This is a genomic window from Micromonospora sp. NPDC051543 (genome assembly GCF_044454415.1).
Classification (GTDB): domain Bacteria; phylum Actinomycetota; class Actinomycetes; order Mycobacteriales; family Micromonosporaceae; genus Micromonospora.
Window position 1 is genome coordinate 40378 of the sequence record NZ_JBITDT010000002.1, and the last position, 17472, is coordinate 57849.

14 protein-coding genes are annotated in these 17472 nt (G+C 74.6%); 7 read left to right on the forward strand and 7 right to left on the reverse strand.

The genetic code is table 11. The features are described 5' to 3' along the window. Positions 1-26 precede the first annotated feature (26 nt). Together ACIA3K_RS03185 and ACIA3K_RS03190 are read left to right on the forward strand one after the other, a co-directional pair. Complete coding sequence (locus tag ACIA3K_RS03185; protein WP_396798890.1) at positions 27-1157, forward strand: sensor histidine kinase; 1131 nt, start codon at positions 27-29, stop codon at positions 1155-1157. Next, the gene (locus tag ACIA3K_RS03190; RefSeq protein ID WP_396798891.1) at positions 1154-1786 is read left to right on the forward strand and encodes a response regulator; all 633 of its coding nucleotides are present in this window, start codon (positions 1154-1156) and stop codon (positions 1784-1786) included. Before ACIA3K_RS03185 ends, ACIA3K_RS03190 begins: the two co-directional genes overlap by 4 nt. Before the next feature lie 9 nt (positions 1787-1795). Here ACIA3K_RS03190 and ACIA3K_RS03195 read toward each other — a convergent pair whose 3' ends face one another. Then, on the reverse strand, positions 1796-2707 hold the full coding sequence (locus ACIA3K_RS03195; protein WP_396798893.1) for a L,D-transpeptidase: 912 nt from the start codon (positions 2705-2707) through the stop codon (positions 1796-1798). 77 nt (positions 2708-2784) lie between these two features. Further along, the gene (locus ACIA3K_RS03200; protein WP_396798894.1) at positions 2785-4230 is read right to left on the reverse strand and encodes an alpha-amylase family glycosyl hydrolase; all 1446 of its coding nucleotides are present in this window, start codon (positions 4228-4230) and stop codon (positions 2785-2787) included. 276 nt (positions 4231-4506) lie between these two features. On the opposite strand from ACIA3K_RS03200, the gene ACIA3K_RS03205 reads away from it, so the two are divergent. From ACIA3K_RS03205 to ACIA3K_RS03220, 4 genes are read left to right on the forward strand one after another with little or no spacing between them, the layout of a single operon-like run. Further along, a complete protein-coding gene (locus tag ACIA3K_RS03205; RefSeq protein WP_396798896.1) occupies positions 4507-6141 on the forward strand; it encodes a hypothetical protein in 1635 nt (544 codons plus the stop codon). After that, positions 6141-7604, forward strand: coding sequence for an NADH-ubiquinone oxidoreductase-F iron-sulfur binding region domain-containing protein (locus ACIA3K_RS03210; RefSeq protein WP_396798897.1), 1464 nt, complete (start codon positions 6141-6143; stop codon positions 7602-7604). Before ACIA3K_RS03205 ends, ACIA3K_RS03210 begins: the two co-directional genes overlap by 1 nt. Before the next feature lie 41 nt (positions 7605-7645). After that, entirely contained in the window at positions 7646-8263 is a 618-nt protein-coding gene (locus ACIA3K_RS03215; protein ID WP_396798898.1) for a thioredoxin-like domain-containing protein, read from the forward strand. After that, positions 8260-9153 carry a cytochrome c biogenesis CcdA family protein gene (locus ACIA3K_RS03220; protein WP_396798899.1) on the forward strand — a complete coding sequence of 298 codons (894 nt, stop codon included), beginning with the start codon at positions 8260-8262 and terminating at the stop codon, positions 9151-9153. Before ACIA3K_RS03215 ends, ACIA3K_RS03220 begins: the two co-directional genes overlap by 4 nt. A gap of 68 nt (positions 9154-9221) precedes the next feature. On the opposite strand, the gene serS is transcribed toward ACIA3K_RS03220, so the two are convergent. From serS to ACIA3K_RS03245, 5 genes are all read right to left on the reverse strand, one after another. Further along, a complete protein-coding gene (gene serS / locus ACIA3K_RS03225) occupies positions 9222-10505 on the reverse strand; it encodes a serine--tRNA ligase (protein WP_396798901.1) in 1284 nt (427 codons plus the stop codon). 96 nt (positions 10506-10601) lie between these two features. Beyond that, on the reverse strand, positions 10602-11702 hold the full coding sequence (locus ACIA3K_RS03230) for a MerR family transcriptional regulator (protein ID WP_396798903.1): 1101 nt from the start codon (positions 11700-11702) through the stop codon (positions 10602-10604). Between the two features lie 25 nt (positions 11703-11727). Further along, positions 11728-12933 carry a saccharopine dehydrogenase family protein gene (locus tag ACIA3K_RS03235; protein WP_396798904.1) on the reverse strand — a complete coding sequence of 402 codons (1206 nt, stop codon included), beginning with the start codon at positions 12931-12933 and terminating at the stop codon, positions 11728-11730. A gap of 51 nt (positions 12934-12984) precedes the next feature. Beyond that, the gene (locus ACIA3K_RS03240) at positions 12985-14127 is read right to left on the reverse strand and encodes an alcohol dehydrogenase catalytic domain-containing protein (protein ID WP_396798905.1); all 1143 of its coding nucleotides are present in this window, start codon (positions 14125-14127) and stop codon (positions 12985-12987) included. Then, positions 14124-14570, reverse strand: coding sequence for a hypothetical protein (locus ACIA3K_RS03245; RefSeq protein WP_396798907.1), 447 nt, complete (start codon positions 14568-14570; stop codon positions 14124-14126). Before ACIA3K_RS03245 ends, ACIA3K_RS03240 begins: the two co-directional genes overlap by 4 nt. Positions 14571-14637: 67 nt before the next feature. On the opposite strand from ACIA3K_RS03245, the gene ACIA3K_RS03250 reads away from it, so the two are divergent. Beyond that, positions 14638-17460 carry a LuxR C-terminal-related transcriptional regulator gene (locus ACIA3K_RS03250; RefSeq protein ID WP_396798908.1) on the forward strand — a complete coding sequence of 941 codons (2823 nt, stop codon included), beginning with the start codon at positions 14638-14640 and terminating at the stop codon, positions 17458-17460. The last annotated feature ends 12 nt before the right edge of the window (positions 17461-17472 follow it).

Here is a 17472-nt window from a genome sequence, read left to right on the forward strand (position 1 = left end):
CGGCCGCGACCGCTAGCGTGGACTCGATGGATCTCCCGACGGGGCAGCCCCGACCGATGACCCGCCACTGGCGGGTCATCGGCTGGCTGTTGGCCGCCGTGTGGCTGTTCTTCCTCAACGTGCCGCTCTCCACCGCGCTGCACCAGCCGGAGCCGTGGCGGCGGGTCGTCGGTGTGACCGCTCTGGTCGGCTTCGGCCTGGGCTACGTGCTGCTGTTCCAGTGGGCCCGCCGGCTGCGCCAGCTGCTGCTGCCGATCCCGGCCGGGCGGGCGCGGGCGGGCCTGCTGTTGCTGCTCGCGGTGGGCCTGGTCAGCATCCCGGGCACCGGCGGAGACTGGCTGGCGACGCTTGTCTACGTGGCCGCGGCCGGGGTGTTCCTGCTGCCGGCGTGGGAGGCGGCGGCCACCGTGGCGCTCTGCGCCGTGACCCCGGCGCTGACGTCCTGGCTGGTGAGCGGATGGGAGGCGGAGAACGGCATCGTCTTCGCGGTGCTGCTCGCCTCGTTCGCCATGTTCGGCGTGTCGCGGCTGGCCCAGCGAAACAGCGAACTACAGGCGGCCCAGCAGGAGATCGGCCGGCTCGCGGTCGCCGAGGAGCGGGCCCGCGCCGCCCGCGACCTGCACGACATCCTCGGACACTCGCTGACCGTGGTGGCGATCAAGGCCGAGCTGGCCGGGCGGCTCGTCGAGGTCGACCCGCCCCGGGCCGCCGCCGAGATCGCCGAGGTGGAGAGGCTGGCGCGGGAGGCACTGGCGGACGTGCGGCAGACCGTCGGGGCGTACCGGGAGGTCACCCTCGCCGGTGAGCTGGCTGGCGCGCGGTCCGCGCTCGCCGCGGCGGGCATCGCGGCCGAGGTGCCGGTCGAGGTGCCGGAACTGCCGCGCGAGTGGGACCGGTTGTTCGGATGGACGGTGCGCGAAGGGGTGACCAACGTGGTCCGGCACAGCGGAGCGCGGTGCTGCACGATCCGGGTACGCCCGGACGGGGTCGAGATCGGTGACGACGGGCGGGGCCCGTCCACACCCGACGCCGCCGGGTATGGTCTGGTCGGCCTACGGGAGCGCGCCCGCCGGCTGGATGCCGTGGTCACCCTGGGTCGGCGTAGCGACGGCACCGGTTTCGTGCTACGGGTGCACGCGCCGGGGGAGGCCCGGTGAGCGGCTCGTCGACGCCGATCCGGCTGTTGCTCGCCGACGACCAGGCCCTCGTGCGTGGCGCGCTGGCCGCGCTGCTGTCGCTGGAGCCGGACCTGACCGTGGTGGCCGAGGTCGGTCGGGGCGACGAGGTGGTGCCCGAGGCGCTCCGGCACACGCCCGACGTGGCCCTGCTGGACGTCGAGATGCCCGGCCTGGACGGCATCGCCGCCACCGCCGCGGTGCGGGCCGCGCTGCCGTCCTGCCGGGTGCTCGTGGTGACCACGTTCGGAAGGCCCGGTTACCTGCGTCGCGCCATGGAGGCCGGCGCGAACGGGTTCGTCGTCAAGGACACGCCGGCCCGGCAGCTCGCCGACGCCGTCCGCCGGGTGCACGCCGGGCTGCGGGTGGTGGACCCGACCCTGGCCGCGGAGACGCTGGCGACCGGGGCGAGCCCGTTGACCGAGCGGGAGACCGAGGTGCTGCGGGCGGCGCGGGGCGGCGGCGCGGTCGCTGAGCTGGCGAGGGCGCTGCACCTGTCCGAGGGGACGGTACGTAACCATCTGTCCGCGGCGATCGGCAAGACCGGCGCGCGGAACCGGGCCGCGGCCGTCCGCATCGCCGAGCAGAACGGTTGGCTGCTCGGCGACTGAGTGTCCCGCTCAGGCGGTCGACGGCGGGGTGGGGAGCTGGTCGACGACCACCAGGCTGCTGCCGGTCCGGACCTCGGCGAGCAGTTCCCGCTGCCCGCTGCGGGTCACCCGGATGCAGCCGTTGGTCGTGTTCTCGCCCAGTTCGTCGTCGTTCTGCCAGGTGTGCAGGCCGATGTGCGCGCCCTTGAGCCCGGTCGGCACCGCCTCCGGGTCGTCCGGCACCGAGCCGAGGGCGTAGATGTCCACGCCGCCGTAGACCTCCTCGGGCGGCGGGGTGCGGCCCAGGATGAAGGTGCGTCCGAGCGGCGTCTCCTGCCCCGACTGGCCGAGGCTCGTCTTCCAGGAGCGCACCGCCTTGCCGGCCCGGTACCAGGTCAGCCGGTGCGCCGTGCGCTCCACCACGATCTGGTCGCGCAGCGCCACGGTGTCGAACCCGCCCGGCGGCAGCCAGGCGAGCTGCCGGTTCGCCGACGGCAGCAGGACGGCCGTCCAGCCGGCCCGCCGCTGGGCGATCGGCACGGTCAGCTCGACCCCCGCGAGCGTCGGCTCGACGAAGGCCAGCGGCCGGCCACCGGGAGCGTCGTACGCGGCGATCCGCCGGGTCGGGTGCACGCCCTCGGTCAGCGGCGTGGTGTCCATCGTGGCCGGGTCGGCGGGGAAGCCCTTGGGCGCGGGGTCGTAGTCGAGCACCGGCAGCCCGTCCGGAGCGGGCGCGGCCGGCGGGACCGACTCCTCCGGGCTCTGCTCGACGCTGTTCGGCGTCGGGTCGGCGACCGCCACGTTCTGGTCGTCGGGGGTCGTCGAGCGTGGGGTGAGAGCCTGGCCGATCAGCAGCGCGGCGACCAGCAGCACGGGTACGGCGACCGCGCCGGCGATCCAGCCGGCGCGACGACGGGACGGGGACATTCGGTCAAACGGCACTAAACCACTCTAGGGCGGTGAACGGTCCAGGGCCCCCGGTTCGGCGATACCCGCCAACCGGAGGCCCCGGGAGTCGGTCAGAGCCGCGCGCCGATGTGGATGGCCACCGCGTCGTGCGCGGGCACGTTCGCGGCGAACCAGCCGTTACCGTCCACGGTGATCACCGGGCCGCTGCACGATCCGTTCGTGTACGTGCCGTGGATGACGTCGCAGTACCGGCCGGCGGGTAGTCCGGTGAAGTACGAGCGGCCGTTCACCGCGCCGTCCTCGTCGTTGACGGTGACGTAGCCCTTGCCGCTGCGGCTGAACGCGATGTGGTTGTTGCCGTTGTCGTACCAGTTGGCCACGCCGGCGCCCTCGGTGGCGTTGCGGAAGCCGACCATGTTGGCGATCACCGGCCAACGGTGCTCGCACTCCCAGCCCGAGTAGCAGGTGGTGTTGAGGGTCTTGTCGCTGCCGTCCGAGGGCGGGCCGGCGTCCCGGTCGCTGAAGGTGTAGCTGGACATGACGGTCGGCGACCCGTACGGCCAGGCCAGCATGAAGGTGTTCGCGAGGGCGTAGATCCCCCGGTCGCGGTAGGTCAGCACGCCGCTGGAGTCGCGCTGGGTGTCGTGGTTGTCCACGAACACCGAGGCCGATCCGGAGGGCAGGTGGCCCCAGCCCTCGCCGAAGTTCTTCAGGTAGGCGAGCCGCTCGGAGCGGAACACCCGGGCCAGGTCCTTGCCGTAGCGGAACTCGTGCACGTCGCCGTTGCCGGTGTACTCGGTCGGCTGGACCGGCTCGCCGGCGCCGTAGATGACCTCCTGCACGATGTACGCCGAGCGGGACAGCTTGCTCCTGATGGCGGCGATGTCGGCGGCCGGCATGTGCTTGCTGGCGTCCATCCGGAAGCCGTCCACACCGAGGGACAGCAGGTCGTTGAGGTACGACGCGATCTTCGTACGGACGTAGTCCGACTCGGTCTTCAGGTCGGACAGGTTGACCAGCTCGCAGTTCTGCACCTCGTACCGGTCGTTGTAGTTGGCGATGTCGTCGCCGCCGTTGCGTCCGCAGTGGTGGAAGTCCTGGGTCTGGTAGATGCCCGGGTAGTCGTAGTGGGCGTACGACGAGCCGGCCCAACCGGTGCCGCCGTTGTCCTGGCCGGACATGTGGTTGATGACGGCGTCGACGATCACCTTGACGCCGGCCGCGTGGCAGGTGTTCACCATCGACTGGAACTGGGCCCGGGTGCCCTTGCGGGATTCGATCCGGTAGCTGACCGGCTGGTACGCCATGTACCACTGGTTGCCGCGCACGTGCTCCTGCGGGGGCGAGACCTGCACGTAGCCGTAGCCCCTGGGGCCGAGGGTGCTCTGGCACTCGCTGGCGACCGACGGCCAGTTCCACTCGAAGAGCTGGACGATGACCTTCTTCGCGCCGGACGGGCTGGCGGCGGCCGGGGACGCTGTCGCGGTGAGGGGAACCAACAGGCTGGCGACCAGGCCGAGGGCGAGGATCGCCGAGCCGCGTCGACGTTGGCGCATCGGGACTCCTGACGGGAGCGGGGGTGGGGGTGGTGGTGCCGGGGGAGCGCAGGACTGCTCGGATCTTGCAATCCGTGCTGAAAATTTGCCGAAAGGTTACAAGCGTGTTGCAAGGACTGTCAATGCATGGACCTGTGTCACTGCCCGTCACGTGCCGGGAAGCGTGCACAACGCACCGCGACGCAACTTGGTTCGATGGCGGCCCAGAATTTTTCGCCCCCGGGTGATCCGCGCGCGCCGCCGGTCCGTACTGGATGGGGGAGCAGGGGTCGGCCGGTGGTACGCCGCCGCGAGACGATCGAGGAGCAGATGGCCCGGGCAAAGCAGAACCAGAAGGCCACCGAGGTCCGGACCAGCACCAGCAGTCGGGGGGTGCGGACGCGGTCCCGCTCGGCGACGACGATGCTGATCGCCTCGTTGCTCGCCGCGTTCTGGGCGGCGACCATGCTGACCGGCGCCGGTCAGATGGCGTACGCGTACGGCTTCTTCTTCACCGAGTTCTTCGCCGGCGTGATCGCCCTGGTGTCGCTGAGTCTCACCGTGATGCTGGGACTGCTCGCCACCGACCGGCTGGTGCTGAACATCTCGCACCGGGTGCTGATGCAGTCCGCGCACCGCGCCACCGGCGTCCTGGGTACGGCCGGACTGGTCTTCCACGTGCTCACCAAGATCGCCACCGGTCGGGCTGCGGCGACCGACTCGCTCGTGCCGTTCATCGGCGGTCGAGGGCTCTACGTCGGCCTCGGCACGGTGGCCGCCCTGCTCATGGTCAGCGTGATCTGGACCGGCATCATCCGGGCCCGCTTCGCCGGCGTCGGTCCGAAGTGGTTGTGGCGCACGCTGCACTCCGCCGCCTACCTCGCCTGGCCGTTCGCGATCTTCCACGGCCTCAACGCCGGTCGGGCCGCGGCGTCCTGGGTGGTCCTCAGCTACTTCGCGTGCGTCCTGCTCGTCGTGTTGGCGCTGCTGGTGCGGCTCTCGGTCACCATCGGCCGGCGCAGTCGCGAGCAGCAGCAGGCCGCCGTGCGCAACGCGGCGATGGCCGGGCGGGCCACCGACGAGGGCCGTGGACGATCGCTGCTGGCCGGCCTGGGTCGCCGCCGCGAGAAGAGCGAGGACAAGCGTCCAGCCTGGGCGGAGGCCACCACCGCCACGTGGACGGCGCCGACCGGTCCCCGGCGGCGGGACCCCGAGCGGTTCACCGTTCCGGTGGTGCCCGAGCCCGGTTCGCTGGCCGAGCCGGCCCGGCCGAGTCGCCGTCGCCGGGACGAGGAGCCCGCCGCCCGGCAGGACCGCCGCGAAGAGATGGAGACGACGGCGACCCGCCGCTCCGCCCGCCGCAGCGACGAGGAGGAGATGGAGCCGGTGACCCGGCGGCGCGCGTCGCGCGGCCGCGACCGGGACGAGGAGACCGCCCCCACCCGGCGGCGGCGCACCGAGGAGCCGGCGGCCGAGCGGAGCGGGCGACGGTCCCGCACCGAGGACGAGGGCACCCGATACTCGGCCCCGCCCCGCCGGGTCGTGGATGAGCCGGAGGAGCCGTGGGACAGCCCGCGCCGCTGGCAGGCCGCCGAGCCGATTTCGGCTGGTCCGGTCTCGGTCGAGCCGATCTCGGCCGGCCCGATATCGAGCAGCCCGATCTCGGCCGGTCCGATCTCGGCGGCGCCGCGCAGCGGCAGCGGCCGGCACAGCGCGGAGGACGACCTGCCGGAGGAGCCGGACTACTGGCGCCCGCCGGCCCGGTACGTCCCCGACGAGGTCCCGCCGCCCGTCGACGACACCCCGACCCTCGTCGACCTGGCATCTCGTCGCGCGCGGCGGGCCGAGGGCCGGTCCGCCAAGCGCCGCAAGGCCAGCGCGGACGCCGTGGACGGGGCGTACTGGGCCGGACTGCGGGGTGAGGCGAAGTGATGCGGACGGCCGTCCCCCCGGTGGCCTGCGTCGGTGAGCCTCGACTGACCGCCGGGTTCGCCGAGTTCGGACGCCTCGATCTGGCCGCGCACGAGGAGGTGCACGGACCGATCGGCCCGATGGAGCCGGCGCAGCTGCTCCGGCTCGCCGAGGGCATGCAGCTCAAGGGCAAGGGCGGCGCGGGCTTCCCGTTCGCCCGCAAGATGCGCGCCGTGCTGGAGTCGTGCGAGCGGCAGGACCTCTCCGCGGTGGTGGTGGTGAACGCCACCGAGGGCGAGCCGGCGAGCTGGAAGGACAAGGTGCTGCTGACCCGCGCCCCGCACCTGGTCCTCGACGGCGCGGCGCTGGCCGCGTACGCGCTGGACGCCGACGAGATCGTGATCGGCGTGGCGGACGACGGGGTCGGCCGGGACTCGTTGATGGAGGCCCTCGACGAGCGCCGGATGCCGGTGCCGACCACCATCGTCACCGTGCCGCACCGGTTCATCTCCGGCGAGGGTGGCGCCCTCGTCAACGGGATCAACGGGCTGCCGCACATTCCGCCCGGCACCAAGAAGCGCTCCAGCGACTCCGGGGTCAGTGGCCTGCCCACCCTGTTGTCCAACGCCGAGACGTACGCCCAGCTCGCGGTCGGCGCGCGACTCGGCCCGTACGAGTACGCGGCCCTCGGGACCGACGACGAGCCGGGCACCGTGCTGCTCACGGTGACCGGCGCGGCGGCCCGGCCGGCCGTGGTGGAGTGCACCGCCGGCATGCCGCTGCGCGACGTCCTCGACCTGTGCGAGGTGCCGGACGTGCAGGGCATCCTGATGGGCGGCTACCACGGCAAGTGGATCACCGCCGAGGCGGCCGAGAAGGCCGAGGTCTCCCGCAAGGGCCTCGCCGCGGTCGGCGGCACCCTGGGCGCTGGCATCATCATTCCGATCGGGCTGGACACCTGCCCGCTCGGGGAGGCCGCGCAGGTGGTGCGCTACCTGGCCGGCGAGTCCGCCGGCCAGTGCGGCCCGTGCAGGATGGGCCTGCCGGACCTGGCCCGCGCGGTCGACCTGGCCGTGGCCGGCAGCCAGCCGGCCGACGTCGTCCGCGCGGCCGCGGGCGAGGTCAAGGGCCGGGGCGCGTGCAGCCACCCCGACGGTACGGCCCGGTTCGCGCTCTCGGCGATCGAGGTCTTCGCCGAGGACCTGCGGCTGCACAGCACCGGCGACGGCTGCGGTCGGCGGGTCAAGGGCGTCATGGGGCTGCCCGGCGCACCCGACCCGAACCCGCAGAAGCTCACCCTGGACTGGTCCCGCTGTGACGGGCACGGCCTCTGCGCACACGTGGTGCCGGACTTCATCCGGCTCGACGCCAACGGCTACCCGGCCTTCCCCGCCACGCCCGTGCCGACCTGGCTGCGCGAGGGCGCCCTCAAGGCGGTCAAGGTCTGCCCGGAACTCGCCCTGCGCCTCGCCAAGGCCGAGTAGGGAAAGGCACTGACCACCACACCCGTCGAACGGAGCTGCGGATGCGCAAGCGGAACGGGCGGACAGCGGCGGCGTACCCGCCCCGGGTCGCCATCGTGGGGGCGCTCGTCGCCGCCCTGCTCGCCACGACGGCCTGCACCGGCACGGTGCCGCCCGACGCCGCCGCCGCCGGGACCGCGCCGGCCCCGACCAGCTCCCCGACCCCGTCGGCTGCCCCCTCGGCCGGCGCGTCGTCGGCCCCGGCGGCCCCGGTCCCGGACACCCTGCGCTTCACCGGTACGACCCTCGCCGGCAGCGCCTTCGACGCGACGCGACTGGCCGGCCGGCCGGTGGTCCTCTGGTTCTGGGCGCCGTGGTGCGCCACCTGCGCCAGCCAGGCCTGGACGGTGGCCGAGATCGCCCCGAAGTACCGGGACACCGTGCCGATCGTCGGCGTCGCCGGGTTGGGCGAGCAGCGCGACATGAAGAACTTCGTCACCGAGTTCGACCTCGGCGACATGCCCCAGATCGACGACCGCAAGGGCGTGCTCTGGAAGCGGTTCAAGGTCACCGAACAGAGCATCTTCGTGATCATCGACCGGGACGGCAAGGTCGTCCACCAGGGCTTCCTTGACGGTGAGTCACTCACCGCCCGAGTCACCGCGCTGGCCGGGGCGTGACCGGCCCGCTGCTGCTCGCGCTGACCGCCGGCATGCTCGGCGCGGTCAACCCGTGCGGGTTCGCGTTGCTGCCCGCGTACCTCTCACTGCTGGTCGCCGGAGCGTCGGACGCCCGCGGCGCGGTCGGCCGCGCGCTCACCGCGGCGGCCGGGCTCACCCTGGGGTACGTGGCGGTCTTCGGCGCCTTCGGTCTGGCGCTCGCGCCGCTGGCCGGCTGGCTGCGACCCCGGCTGCCGTGGCTGACGGTGGTGCTCGGGCTGCTGCTGGTGGCGGCCGGTTGCTGGCTGCTCGCCGGCCGGCGGCTGCCCGCGCCGGGCTGGACCGCCCGGGCGCCCCGGCTGACCAGGTCGTGGCCGTCGATGGCGCTGTTCGGGGCGGCGTACGCGCTGGCCTCGTTGGGGTGCGCCATCGCGCCCTTCCTGGCCATCGTGGTGACGAGCCTCCAGGCCGGCTCGACCGGGCGTGGGCTGGCGCTGTTCGGCGCGTACGCCCTCGGGATGGGCCTGGTGGTCGCGGTCGCCGCGGTCGGTGTGGCGCTGCTGCGCGATTCGCTGGTGGCCCGGCTGCGCGTCGCGGGCGCGCTGGTGCCCCGGCTCAGCGGCCTGGTGCTGCTGCTGGCGGGCGGCTACGTCGCCTGGTACGGCTGGTACGAGCTGCGGCTGGCCGCCGGCCAGCGGGGAGCCCTGCGAGATCCGGTCATCCAAGCAGCCGCCCAACTCCAACGCACCCTGGCCGACACTGTGGATCGTGCCGGCCCAACGGTCCTGCTGGCCGCCCTGACGGCCCTCCTCCTGCTGGCTGCGTTCCGGTCAAAACGCCCCCGCCGCCCGCCCCCATCCCTCGTTGATCATGAAGTTATTGCCCCGACACGCCGAGGTGAGGAGCAATAACTTCATGATCAACGAGGGATCGGGGCATCGAGACGACAGGAAGTGCAAGATCGGCGGGGTGAGCTGGTCTAGCGCGGGGTCAGGCGGTCGGTGCCCAGGCGGTCCTGGAGGACCTTGGGGATCAGGACGCTGCCGTCGGCCTGCTGGTACTGCTCCAGGATGGCCGGGAAGAGGCGGCTCGTGGCCAGGGCGGAGCCGTTGAGGGTGTGCACGAAGCGGGTCTGCTTGCCACCCGGCTCGCGGTAGCGGATGGCCGCCCGACGCGCCTGGTAGTCACCGGCCCAGGAGACCGACGAGACCTCCTTGTACTTGCCCGTGCTCGGCATCCACACCTCGATGTCGAGGGTCTTCTTCATCGAGGCGCTGGCGTCGCCGGCCGAGAGCAGCGTGCGCTGGTAGTGCAGGCCCAGCCCCTCGACCAGGCTCTCGGCGTGGGCGAGCATCTCCTCCAGCGCCGCGTCCGCCTGCTCGGGCAGGGTGAACTGGAAGATCTCCACCTTGTTGAACTGGTGCCCGCGCACCGTGCCACGCTCGTCCGAGTGCGACCCGGCCGACTCCCGCCGGTAGCACGGCGTGTACGCGAACGCCTTCAACGGCAGCTTCGTGGTCTCCAGGATCTCGTCCTGGTACGCGCCCAGGATCGCCGTCTCCGACGTGGGCAGCAGGAACTGTCCACGCGGCGCGGAGGCGGCGTCCAGGTGGTAGACGTCGTCGTAGAACTTGGGGAACTGGCCGGCGGCGAACCCGGCCGAGTCGAGCAGCAGGTGCGGCGGGAGCAGGAACTCGTACCCGGCCTTGATGTGCTGGTCGACGAAGTAGTTGAGCAGCGCCCACTCCAGCCGGGCGCCGATCCCCGTGTAGATCCAGAAGCCGGAGCCGCCGAGCTTGACGCCCCGCTCGTAGTCGACCAGACCGAGGGCCCGCGACAGCTCCACGTGGTCGCGGACCTTCTCGATCACCGGCGGCTCACCGAAGGTCTTGACGACCCGGTTGGCCTCCTTGCCGCCGGGGAGGATGTCGTCGGCGGGCAGGTTCGGCAGCTCGCTCATCGCGTCGCGCAGCCGGGCCTGCACCTCGTCCAACTGGGACTCCAGGTCGGCGAGCTGCTTGCGCTCCGCCTCGGGGGCGGCCACCTGCGGCTCGGTGCCGGCGCGCTTGGCCTGCGCGTACGCCCGGGCCTCGGCCTTGCGGCGTTGCCGCTCGGCGTCGATCTCCGTGATCAGGGCGCGGCGTTCCTGGTCGAGCCGCTGGATCTCGTCCAGGGATCGGGTGACCTCGGCGGGATCCAGTCGCTTCGCCAGCGCGGTCGCCACCGCCTCGCGATCCTTCCGGATCAACTCCATGTCGAGCATGCTGCTCCGTACGCCTCCGTCCGGGGTTCACTGGTGAACCATCAGATGTTACCGTCGCGCACGTTTCCACCCGACTACGGGGAGCGCGAGGGGTTTCTACAACCGGATCGGCATCAGGACGGAGAAGGTGTCCTCGTCGTCCGGGCGGCGTACGGCCAGCGGGGCGATCGGTCCGTCCAGCTCCAGCACCAGTTGCGGGCCGCCGGCCGCGTCCAGCGCGTCGAGCAGGTACGCGCCGTTCACCCCGAACCGCAGCTCGCCGTTCGGATCGGCGGGCCGCCCGGTCAGCTCGGTGGGGTGCAGCAGCCGCAGGCCACCCGCCTCGTCGAGGCCCAGGACGGAGACCGCCAGCGGCGTGCCCGCGTACTCGCGGGCGAGTGTTGGTGCGGCCGGGTCGCGCAGCGCGGCGCGCAGGGCCGCCACGTCCACCGGAATGCGGAACGCGGCCGGCCGCGCGCCGACCGCCTCGCGCAGCAGCCGCCGGTAGTCCGGGAAGTCGTACGGCAGGGCGACGCCCGTGAGCGTCCGGCCGGCCACCATGACCCGCAGCTCAGGCCCGGCCACCGTCAGTCGTACCGGCCCGTCGTCGGTGGCCAGCAGCCGGCGCAGCCGGTCGACGAGGTCCACCGGCAGCAGCACCCGCACGGGCGGCCCATCGACGGCGGCCCCGGCGCGGGCCAGCGCGAGGCGGTGCCGGTCGGTGGCGACCAGCCGCACCCCGTCCGGCTCGACGTCGAGCAGGATCCCGGACAGGGCCGGCAGTTCCGGGTCGACGCCGACGGCGAAGCGGACCGCGTCGAGCGCGGCGGCGAACTCGGCGGGGGAGAGCAGCAGCGTGGTCACCACGGCCGGGCCCGGATCGACCAGGGTCCGCAGCCGCGTGATCTCACGGCGTGCGTCGGCGAGCCCGTCGCTCAGCCGGCGCAGGTGCGCGTCGAGCAGCCGGTGCACCTCGGCCGGCTCGGCGCGGACGGCGGCGGCGATGTCGGGCACCGGCATGCCGACCCGGCGCAGCCCCGCGACCAGCCGGGCCGGGGCGAGCTGCGCGTCGGTGTACCAGCGGTAGCCGCTCACCGGGTCGACCAGAGCCGGCGTCAGCACGCCCGCCGAGTCGTAGAAGCGCAGCGCGCTGACGGTCAGGCCGCTGGCGCGGGCCAACTCGCCGATGCTGTGCAGGTCGCTCACCACGTCGGGCATCCTGCCCCCTCGACCTGGTCGAGGGTCAAGCGGCCGACCCCGCCGGGGCCGTCTGGTCCCGCTCGAGCACCCGGAAGGTGAGCCCGGCGCGGACCAGCCGGTCGAGCAGCGCGTCCCCCATCGCGGTGACCGGGGTGAGCTGGCCGGCGGTCGGCGGCAGGTCGTCGAGCGCCAGACACAGCGCCGACTCGGCGAGCATCTTCGCCGTCTCGTCGTAGCCCGGGTCGCCGCCCGCGACCTCGGTGACCACGCGCTGCCCGCCCCCGGTGCCGACGAACCGGACCCGGAACCAGGACGACGCGCGCTGCTGCGCGCTGGGCCCCTGCCCGGAGGCGAGCCGCCCGAGCAACCACCGCCGGGTGGGCGGCACCTTCACCAGGCCGATCAGCGCGCCGAGCCCCACCGCGCCGACGAGCACCGTCGGCAGCCGCTTCAGCGCCGCGAAGTGCCGGTAGCGGAAGTCCGGCCCGTACTCCGGGCGGGCCGCGGCCGACCGGCGGACGACCTGCGGATCGATGGTGGGCAGCGGCACGGTCCAGATGCCCAGCTCCGCCGAGCGGGCCAGCCGGCCGGGCACCGCGCGGACCCGACGGTCGGTGGGACGCGGCTCGACCGCCCGGCGGGCCCGGGCGGCGCGGCTGGCCTCCCCGGTCCGGGCGAAGGCGGTGAGCGCGGAGTGGTAGGTGCCACCGGAGATCCGGGCGCCGGCGCGCACGTAACCGTCGACGGTGATCGGTTCACCGGCCGGCAGGTGCTTGACGGTGAACCAGACGCCCAGGTCGTGCGGGACGGAGTCGAAGCCGCAGGCGTGCACGAGGCGGGCGCCCGTGCGGGTCGCCTCGGCGTGGTGGCGGACGTACATCAGGTCGACGAACTCCGGCTCTCCGGTGATGTCCAGGTAGTCGGTGCCGGCCCGGGCGCAGGCCGCGACCAGCGGCTCGCCGTGGTGCACGTACGGCCCGACGGTGCTGGCGACCACCCGGGCGCTCTCGGCCACCACCCGCAGCGACTCGGCGTCGCTCACGTCGGCGTGCAGCAGCGGCACGTCGACCAGCGCGGGGTCGATCGCGGCGAGCCGGTCGCGCACGGCGGCCAGGCGACCGGGGTCGCGCCCGGCCAGGGCCCAGCGCAACCCGGGCGGCGCGTGCCGGGCCAGGTACTCGGCCGTCAGCCCGCCCGTGAAGCCGGTCGCGCCGAACAGCACCACGTCGTACGCCCGCTCGCCAGTCATCCTCCGAGTCTGCCACCGGTCATCGTCGCGCGCCGATCCGGCGAGGGCGGGTCACGGCGTGAACACGACCCGGACGCAGCCGTCGGCGCGGTCGGCGAACAGCGCGTACCCCGAAGGGCCGTCCGCGAGCGGCAACCGGTGGGTGGCCAGGTGTTCGGTCCGCAGCTCGTCGCGGGCCATCCGGCGCAGCAGCATCGGTACGTCCCGCAGGTCCGGCCGGCGGGCCCCGCGCACCGTGAGCCGCTTGTCGGTGACCGTGCCCAGGGCGAACTCGTCGACGGACCCGTCGGTGCCGCCAAGCACCACCACCACGCCGTCCTTGCGGCAGGCGTGCACCGCCTCGCGCACCGGGTCCGGGCGGCCACCGCCGGCCAACCGGTCGACGACCGAGCGGGGCGGCGGCGGACCGACCGCGACCACGCACACGTCCGGGCCCCGCCCACCGCTGCGCTCGCGCAGCTCGGCCGTCACATCGGCCTGGCGGTAGTCCAGCGGCTCCGCCCCGGCGTGCCGTTCGGCCATCCGCAGTCGCTCCTCGTACCGGTCGACGACGAGCACCCGGGCCGCGCCCCGCAGCACGGCGGCATGGGCGGTCAACTGGCCCACCGCGCCGGCCCCCCAGACGGCCACCACGTCGCCGGGTCGCACCTCACCCAGTTCGGCCGCGAGCCAACCGGTCGGCGCCGCGTCGGCGGCGAAGAGCGCCCGGTCGTCGTCGACCGCGTCCGGCACCCGGAACGCGCCCACGTCGGCGTACGGCACCCGCACGTACTCGGCGTGCCCACCGGCGAAGCCGCCCGCCGCCCGGGGCCGACCGAAGCAGCCGGCGTCCGGACGTTCCCAGCCCGGATCGACGCTCGGCACGTCGACGCCGGCGTTGTCGCAGCACGAGTGCCGCCCCTGGCGGCAGTACCAGCAGCCGCCGCACGCCACGCCTGCGCCGACCACCACCCGGTCGCCGATCCGGTGCCGCCGGATCGCGGGCCCGGCCTCGACCACCTCGCCCACGAACTCGGCCCCCAGCACGTCACCGGTGCGCAGCAGCGGGTCCTGTCCCGCCAGCAGGGGCAGGTCACCGCCGCAGGTGGCGCTGCGGCGGACGCGGAGGATGACGTCCCGCTCGTTGCGCAATTCCGGGTCGGGCACCTCGCGTACCGCCAGCTCGTCGGCGGCCACCCAGCACAGCGCCCTCACCCGGGGCCCCTCGGGCGGTCCAGCGCCGAACGGTCCGCGCGCAGCACCTCGCCGGCCTCGGCGCGCTGCTTCACCTGGCGCAGGGTCCGCCGGACCAGCAGGCGCGGATCGTCGCCGACGAGGTGGGCGGCGAGGCCGGCCGTCGCGGCGGCCCGGGCCAGTGGCCGGGCGGCCAGCTCGGTGCCCCGGTCACCCGGCGCCGGTCGCACCCGCACCTCCACCACGCCGTCCAGGCGGCGCAACGGCTCCGGCCACCGGCCGTCGGGAAGCACCTGCCCCGGGGGCCGATCCACGGTCACGACCTCCCACCCGGCCGCGGTGCGGTCGCGGTCCGCGCCGGACCGGCCACGCCACCGGGGTACGCGCAGCAGCCGTGCCGCCCCGGCCAACGCGCCGCCACCGAGGGCCGACCCCGCCCGCCTCAGCCGTCTCCTGCGTCCCATCGGTCCTCCCGGTCCACGTCCCCCGATCGTCGGTCGGGCCCGGGTGAAGCGGGCTCGCCCGGAAGGGGTGAACCGGCCCGCGCCGGGTAACCGCTGGCCGACCGGGGGTGGAACGCGGGCGGTGGGGGTGGACCGGGTGCCGGAACAGCAGGATTCCGCGCGGGTCGGCACGGCGGCGGTGCGGCCGGGGGAGCAGCGGCCGCTGCTGTCGTCGCGGCTGACGCCGACCGTTCCGCCCGAGCCGGTGGTGGCCCGGCCGCGCCTGCTGCGCCTGCTCGATGCGGGCAGCGCCGGGCCGGTCACCCTGGTGGTCGCGCCGGCCGGGTGGGGCAAGACGACCCTGCTCGCCTCCTGGGTCCGGCTGACCGAACCCGGGGACGCCCCAGCGCCGGCGTGGGTCTCGGTGGAGGTCGGCGACGACGGCGACCGGTTGTGGGCGTACCTGGCGGCGGCCCTGCGCACCGCCACCGGCGCGGCGGACGACGACCTGGTCGCGCCCCTGCCGACCGGCCCGCCGCGCCCCGACCAGCTGGAACTGCTGGCGGCCGGGCTGGCCGTCGCCGAGCGGCCCGTACTGCTGGTCCTGGACGATCTGCACCGGATCACCGACCCGGCCGCGCTGAGCGGGTTGGAGTTCCTGCTGCGGCACTCCGAGCAGCGGCTGCGCCTGGTCGTCGGCGCGCGGGCCGGGCTGCCCCTGGCCCTGCACCGCCTCCGCCTCGCCGGCGAGCTGACCGAGGTCGGCACGGACGAGCTGGCGTTCACCGACGACGAGGTGGCCGACCTGTTGACCGCGCACGCCGCGCCGCTGCCGGCCGCCGGCGTACACCGGCTTCGCGAGCGCACCGGGGGCTGGCCGGCCGCGCTGCGGATCGCCGCGCTGGCGTTGCGCGGTCAGCCCGACCCGGAACGGTGGGTGGGACAGTTCGGCGGCGACCAGCCGGAGATCGCCGGCTACCTGCACGAGGAGGTGCTGGCCACGATCGACCCGGCCGATCGGGACCTGCTGCGTCGTACGGCCCTCGCCGAGAGCGTCTGCGCCGACCTGGCCGAGGCGTTGACCGGCCGCGCGGACGCCGAGCAGGCGCTGGCCGACCTGGCCGGGGCCGGTGGCCCGTTACGCCGGGAGGACAGCCGACCACCCTGGTACCGCTGCGACCCGCTGCTCGCCGACCTGCTCCGCGCCGAGCTGGCCCGGCTGCCCGCCGACGAGGTGCGGGAGCTGCACGCGCGGGCGTCCAACTGGTACGCCGGCGCGGGCCGACCGGCCGACGGCCTCCGGCACGCCCTCGCCGCCGGCCGCTGGGACGTCGCCGCCGAGCTGTTCGTCGCGAACTGGCCGGAGCTGACCCGCTACGACCACGATCCGGTCGGTGGCCCGCCGCCGCCGTCCGCACCCCCGGAGGCGGTCGAGGCCGATCCGGAGGTGGCGCTGGCCAGTGCCGCCGAGCGGGCGTACGCCGGCGACCTGAGCGCAGCCACCGGCCACCTGCGCGCCGCCGCGTCGTACGCGGACGCGCTGCCGACGCCACGGCGGGACCGGTTCCTGCGGTTGGCGACCGCGCTGGAGCTGACCCTGGCCCGGCTCGCCGGTGACCTGCCGCAGACCCGTGCGGCCGCAGCCCGACTGCTGCGCGTCCGCCCGACCGCCGCGCCGACCGCCGGCTCACCCGACGGCCCGCCCGCCGGGCCGCTGACCGACTCCTCGCAGTCCGGGGACGCCGACCTGCGGGCGTTCACCGGGACCGCGCTGGGCCTGGTCGGGATGTCCGCCGGCGGGCTGCCCGCCGCGCGGTTCGTCCGGGCCCGGGCGGCGGCCCGGGAGGCCGGCCGGCCGCGTACCGAACTGGTCGCCGCCAGCCGCACCGCGCTGCTGCTCGCCGTGCGCGGTGACCTGCGCGCGGCGGAGCGGACGGCCCACGACGCGCTGGGCATGCCTCCCTGCCGGGGCTGGTCCTGCCGGCTCGACTGCGGCTACGCGTACCTGGCGTTGGCGGTGGTGGCCCTGTACCGGGACCAGCCCGAGGAGGTCGCCGCGAACCTCGCGCTGGCCGCACCGGCCATCGACCCCGGCGACGAGCCGGTGGCGGCGGCGGTCCTCGCGTTGTGCCGCGCGGGTCTGGCCCGGGACGCCGGTGACCCGGCCGCCGCCCAGCGGCTGCTCGTGGGTGCGCGCGAGGCGCTGCCCGACGAGCCGGCCGCCGCCGAACTGTCGAGCCTGCTCCGGGCCGCCGAGGCCGACGCCCGCGCCGAGCGGGGCGACCTGGACGCCGCCCGGGACCTGCTGGCGGACGTCACCGGCGACCCGGCCACCCCGGCGCTCGACGTGGCCCTGGCCCGGGTCGAGCTGCGGGCCGGCGACCTCGGCGCCGCCGGGCGGGCCCTACCGGACTGGCAGGGGCCGCCGGCCGCGGCCTGGCCCCTGTCGGTACGCCTGGACGCCGGCCTGCTGGAGGCGGTGCTCGCCGAACGGGCCGGGGACGGACGACGGGCCGGGCGGGTCCTCGAACAGGTTCTCGACCTGGCGGGCCCGCAGGGCTCCCGTCGGGCGTTCACCCGGGCGCAACCGTCGGTCCGGGACCTGCTGGCCGCCCACCTCGACGCGGGTACCGCGCACTTCCCGCTGGTCGGTGACCTGGTCCGGGGCGTCGAGGAGGGCACGCCCCGGCCGGCGGTCGAGCCGGGCGGCCTGCTCGACGAGCCGCTCACCGAGCGGGAGCTGACCATCCTGCGGTACCTGCAGAGCATCCTGTCCAACGTGGAGATCGCCGGTGAGCTGTCGTTGTCGGTCAACACGGTCAAGACGCACGTCCGCAACATCTACCGCAAACTCGGCGCGACCCGCCGGCGCGAGGCGGTCCGGCGGGCGCGCGAGCTGCGGCTGATCTGAGCGACGGTTGGC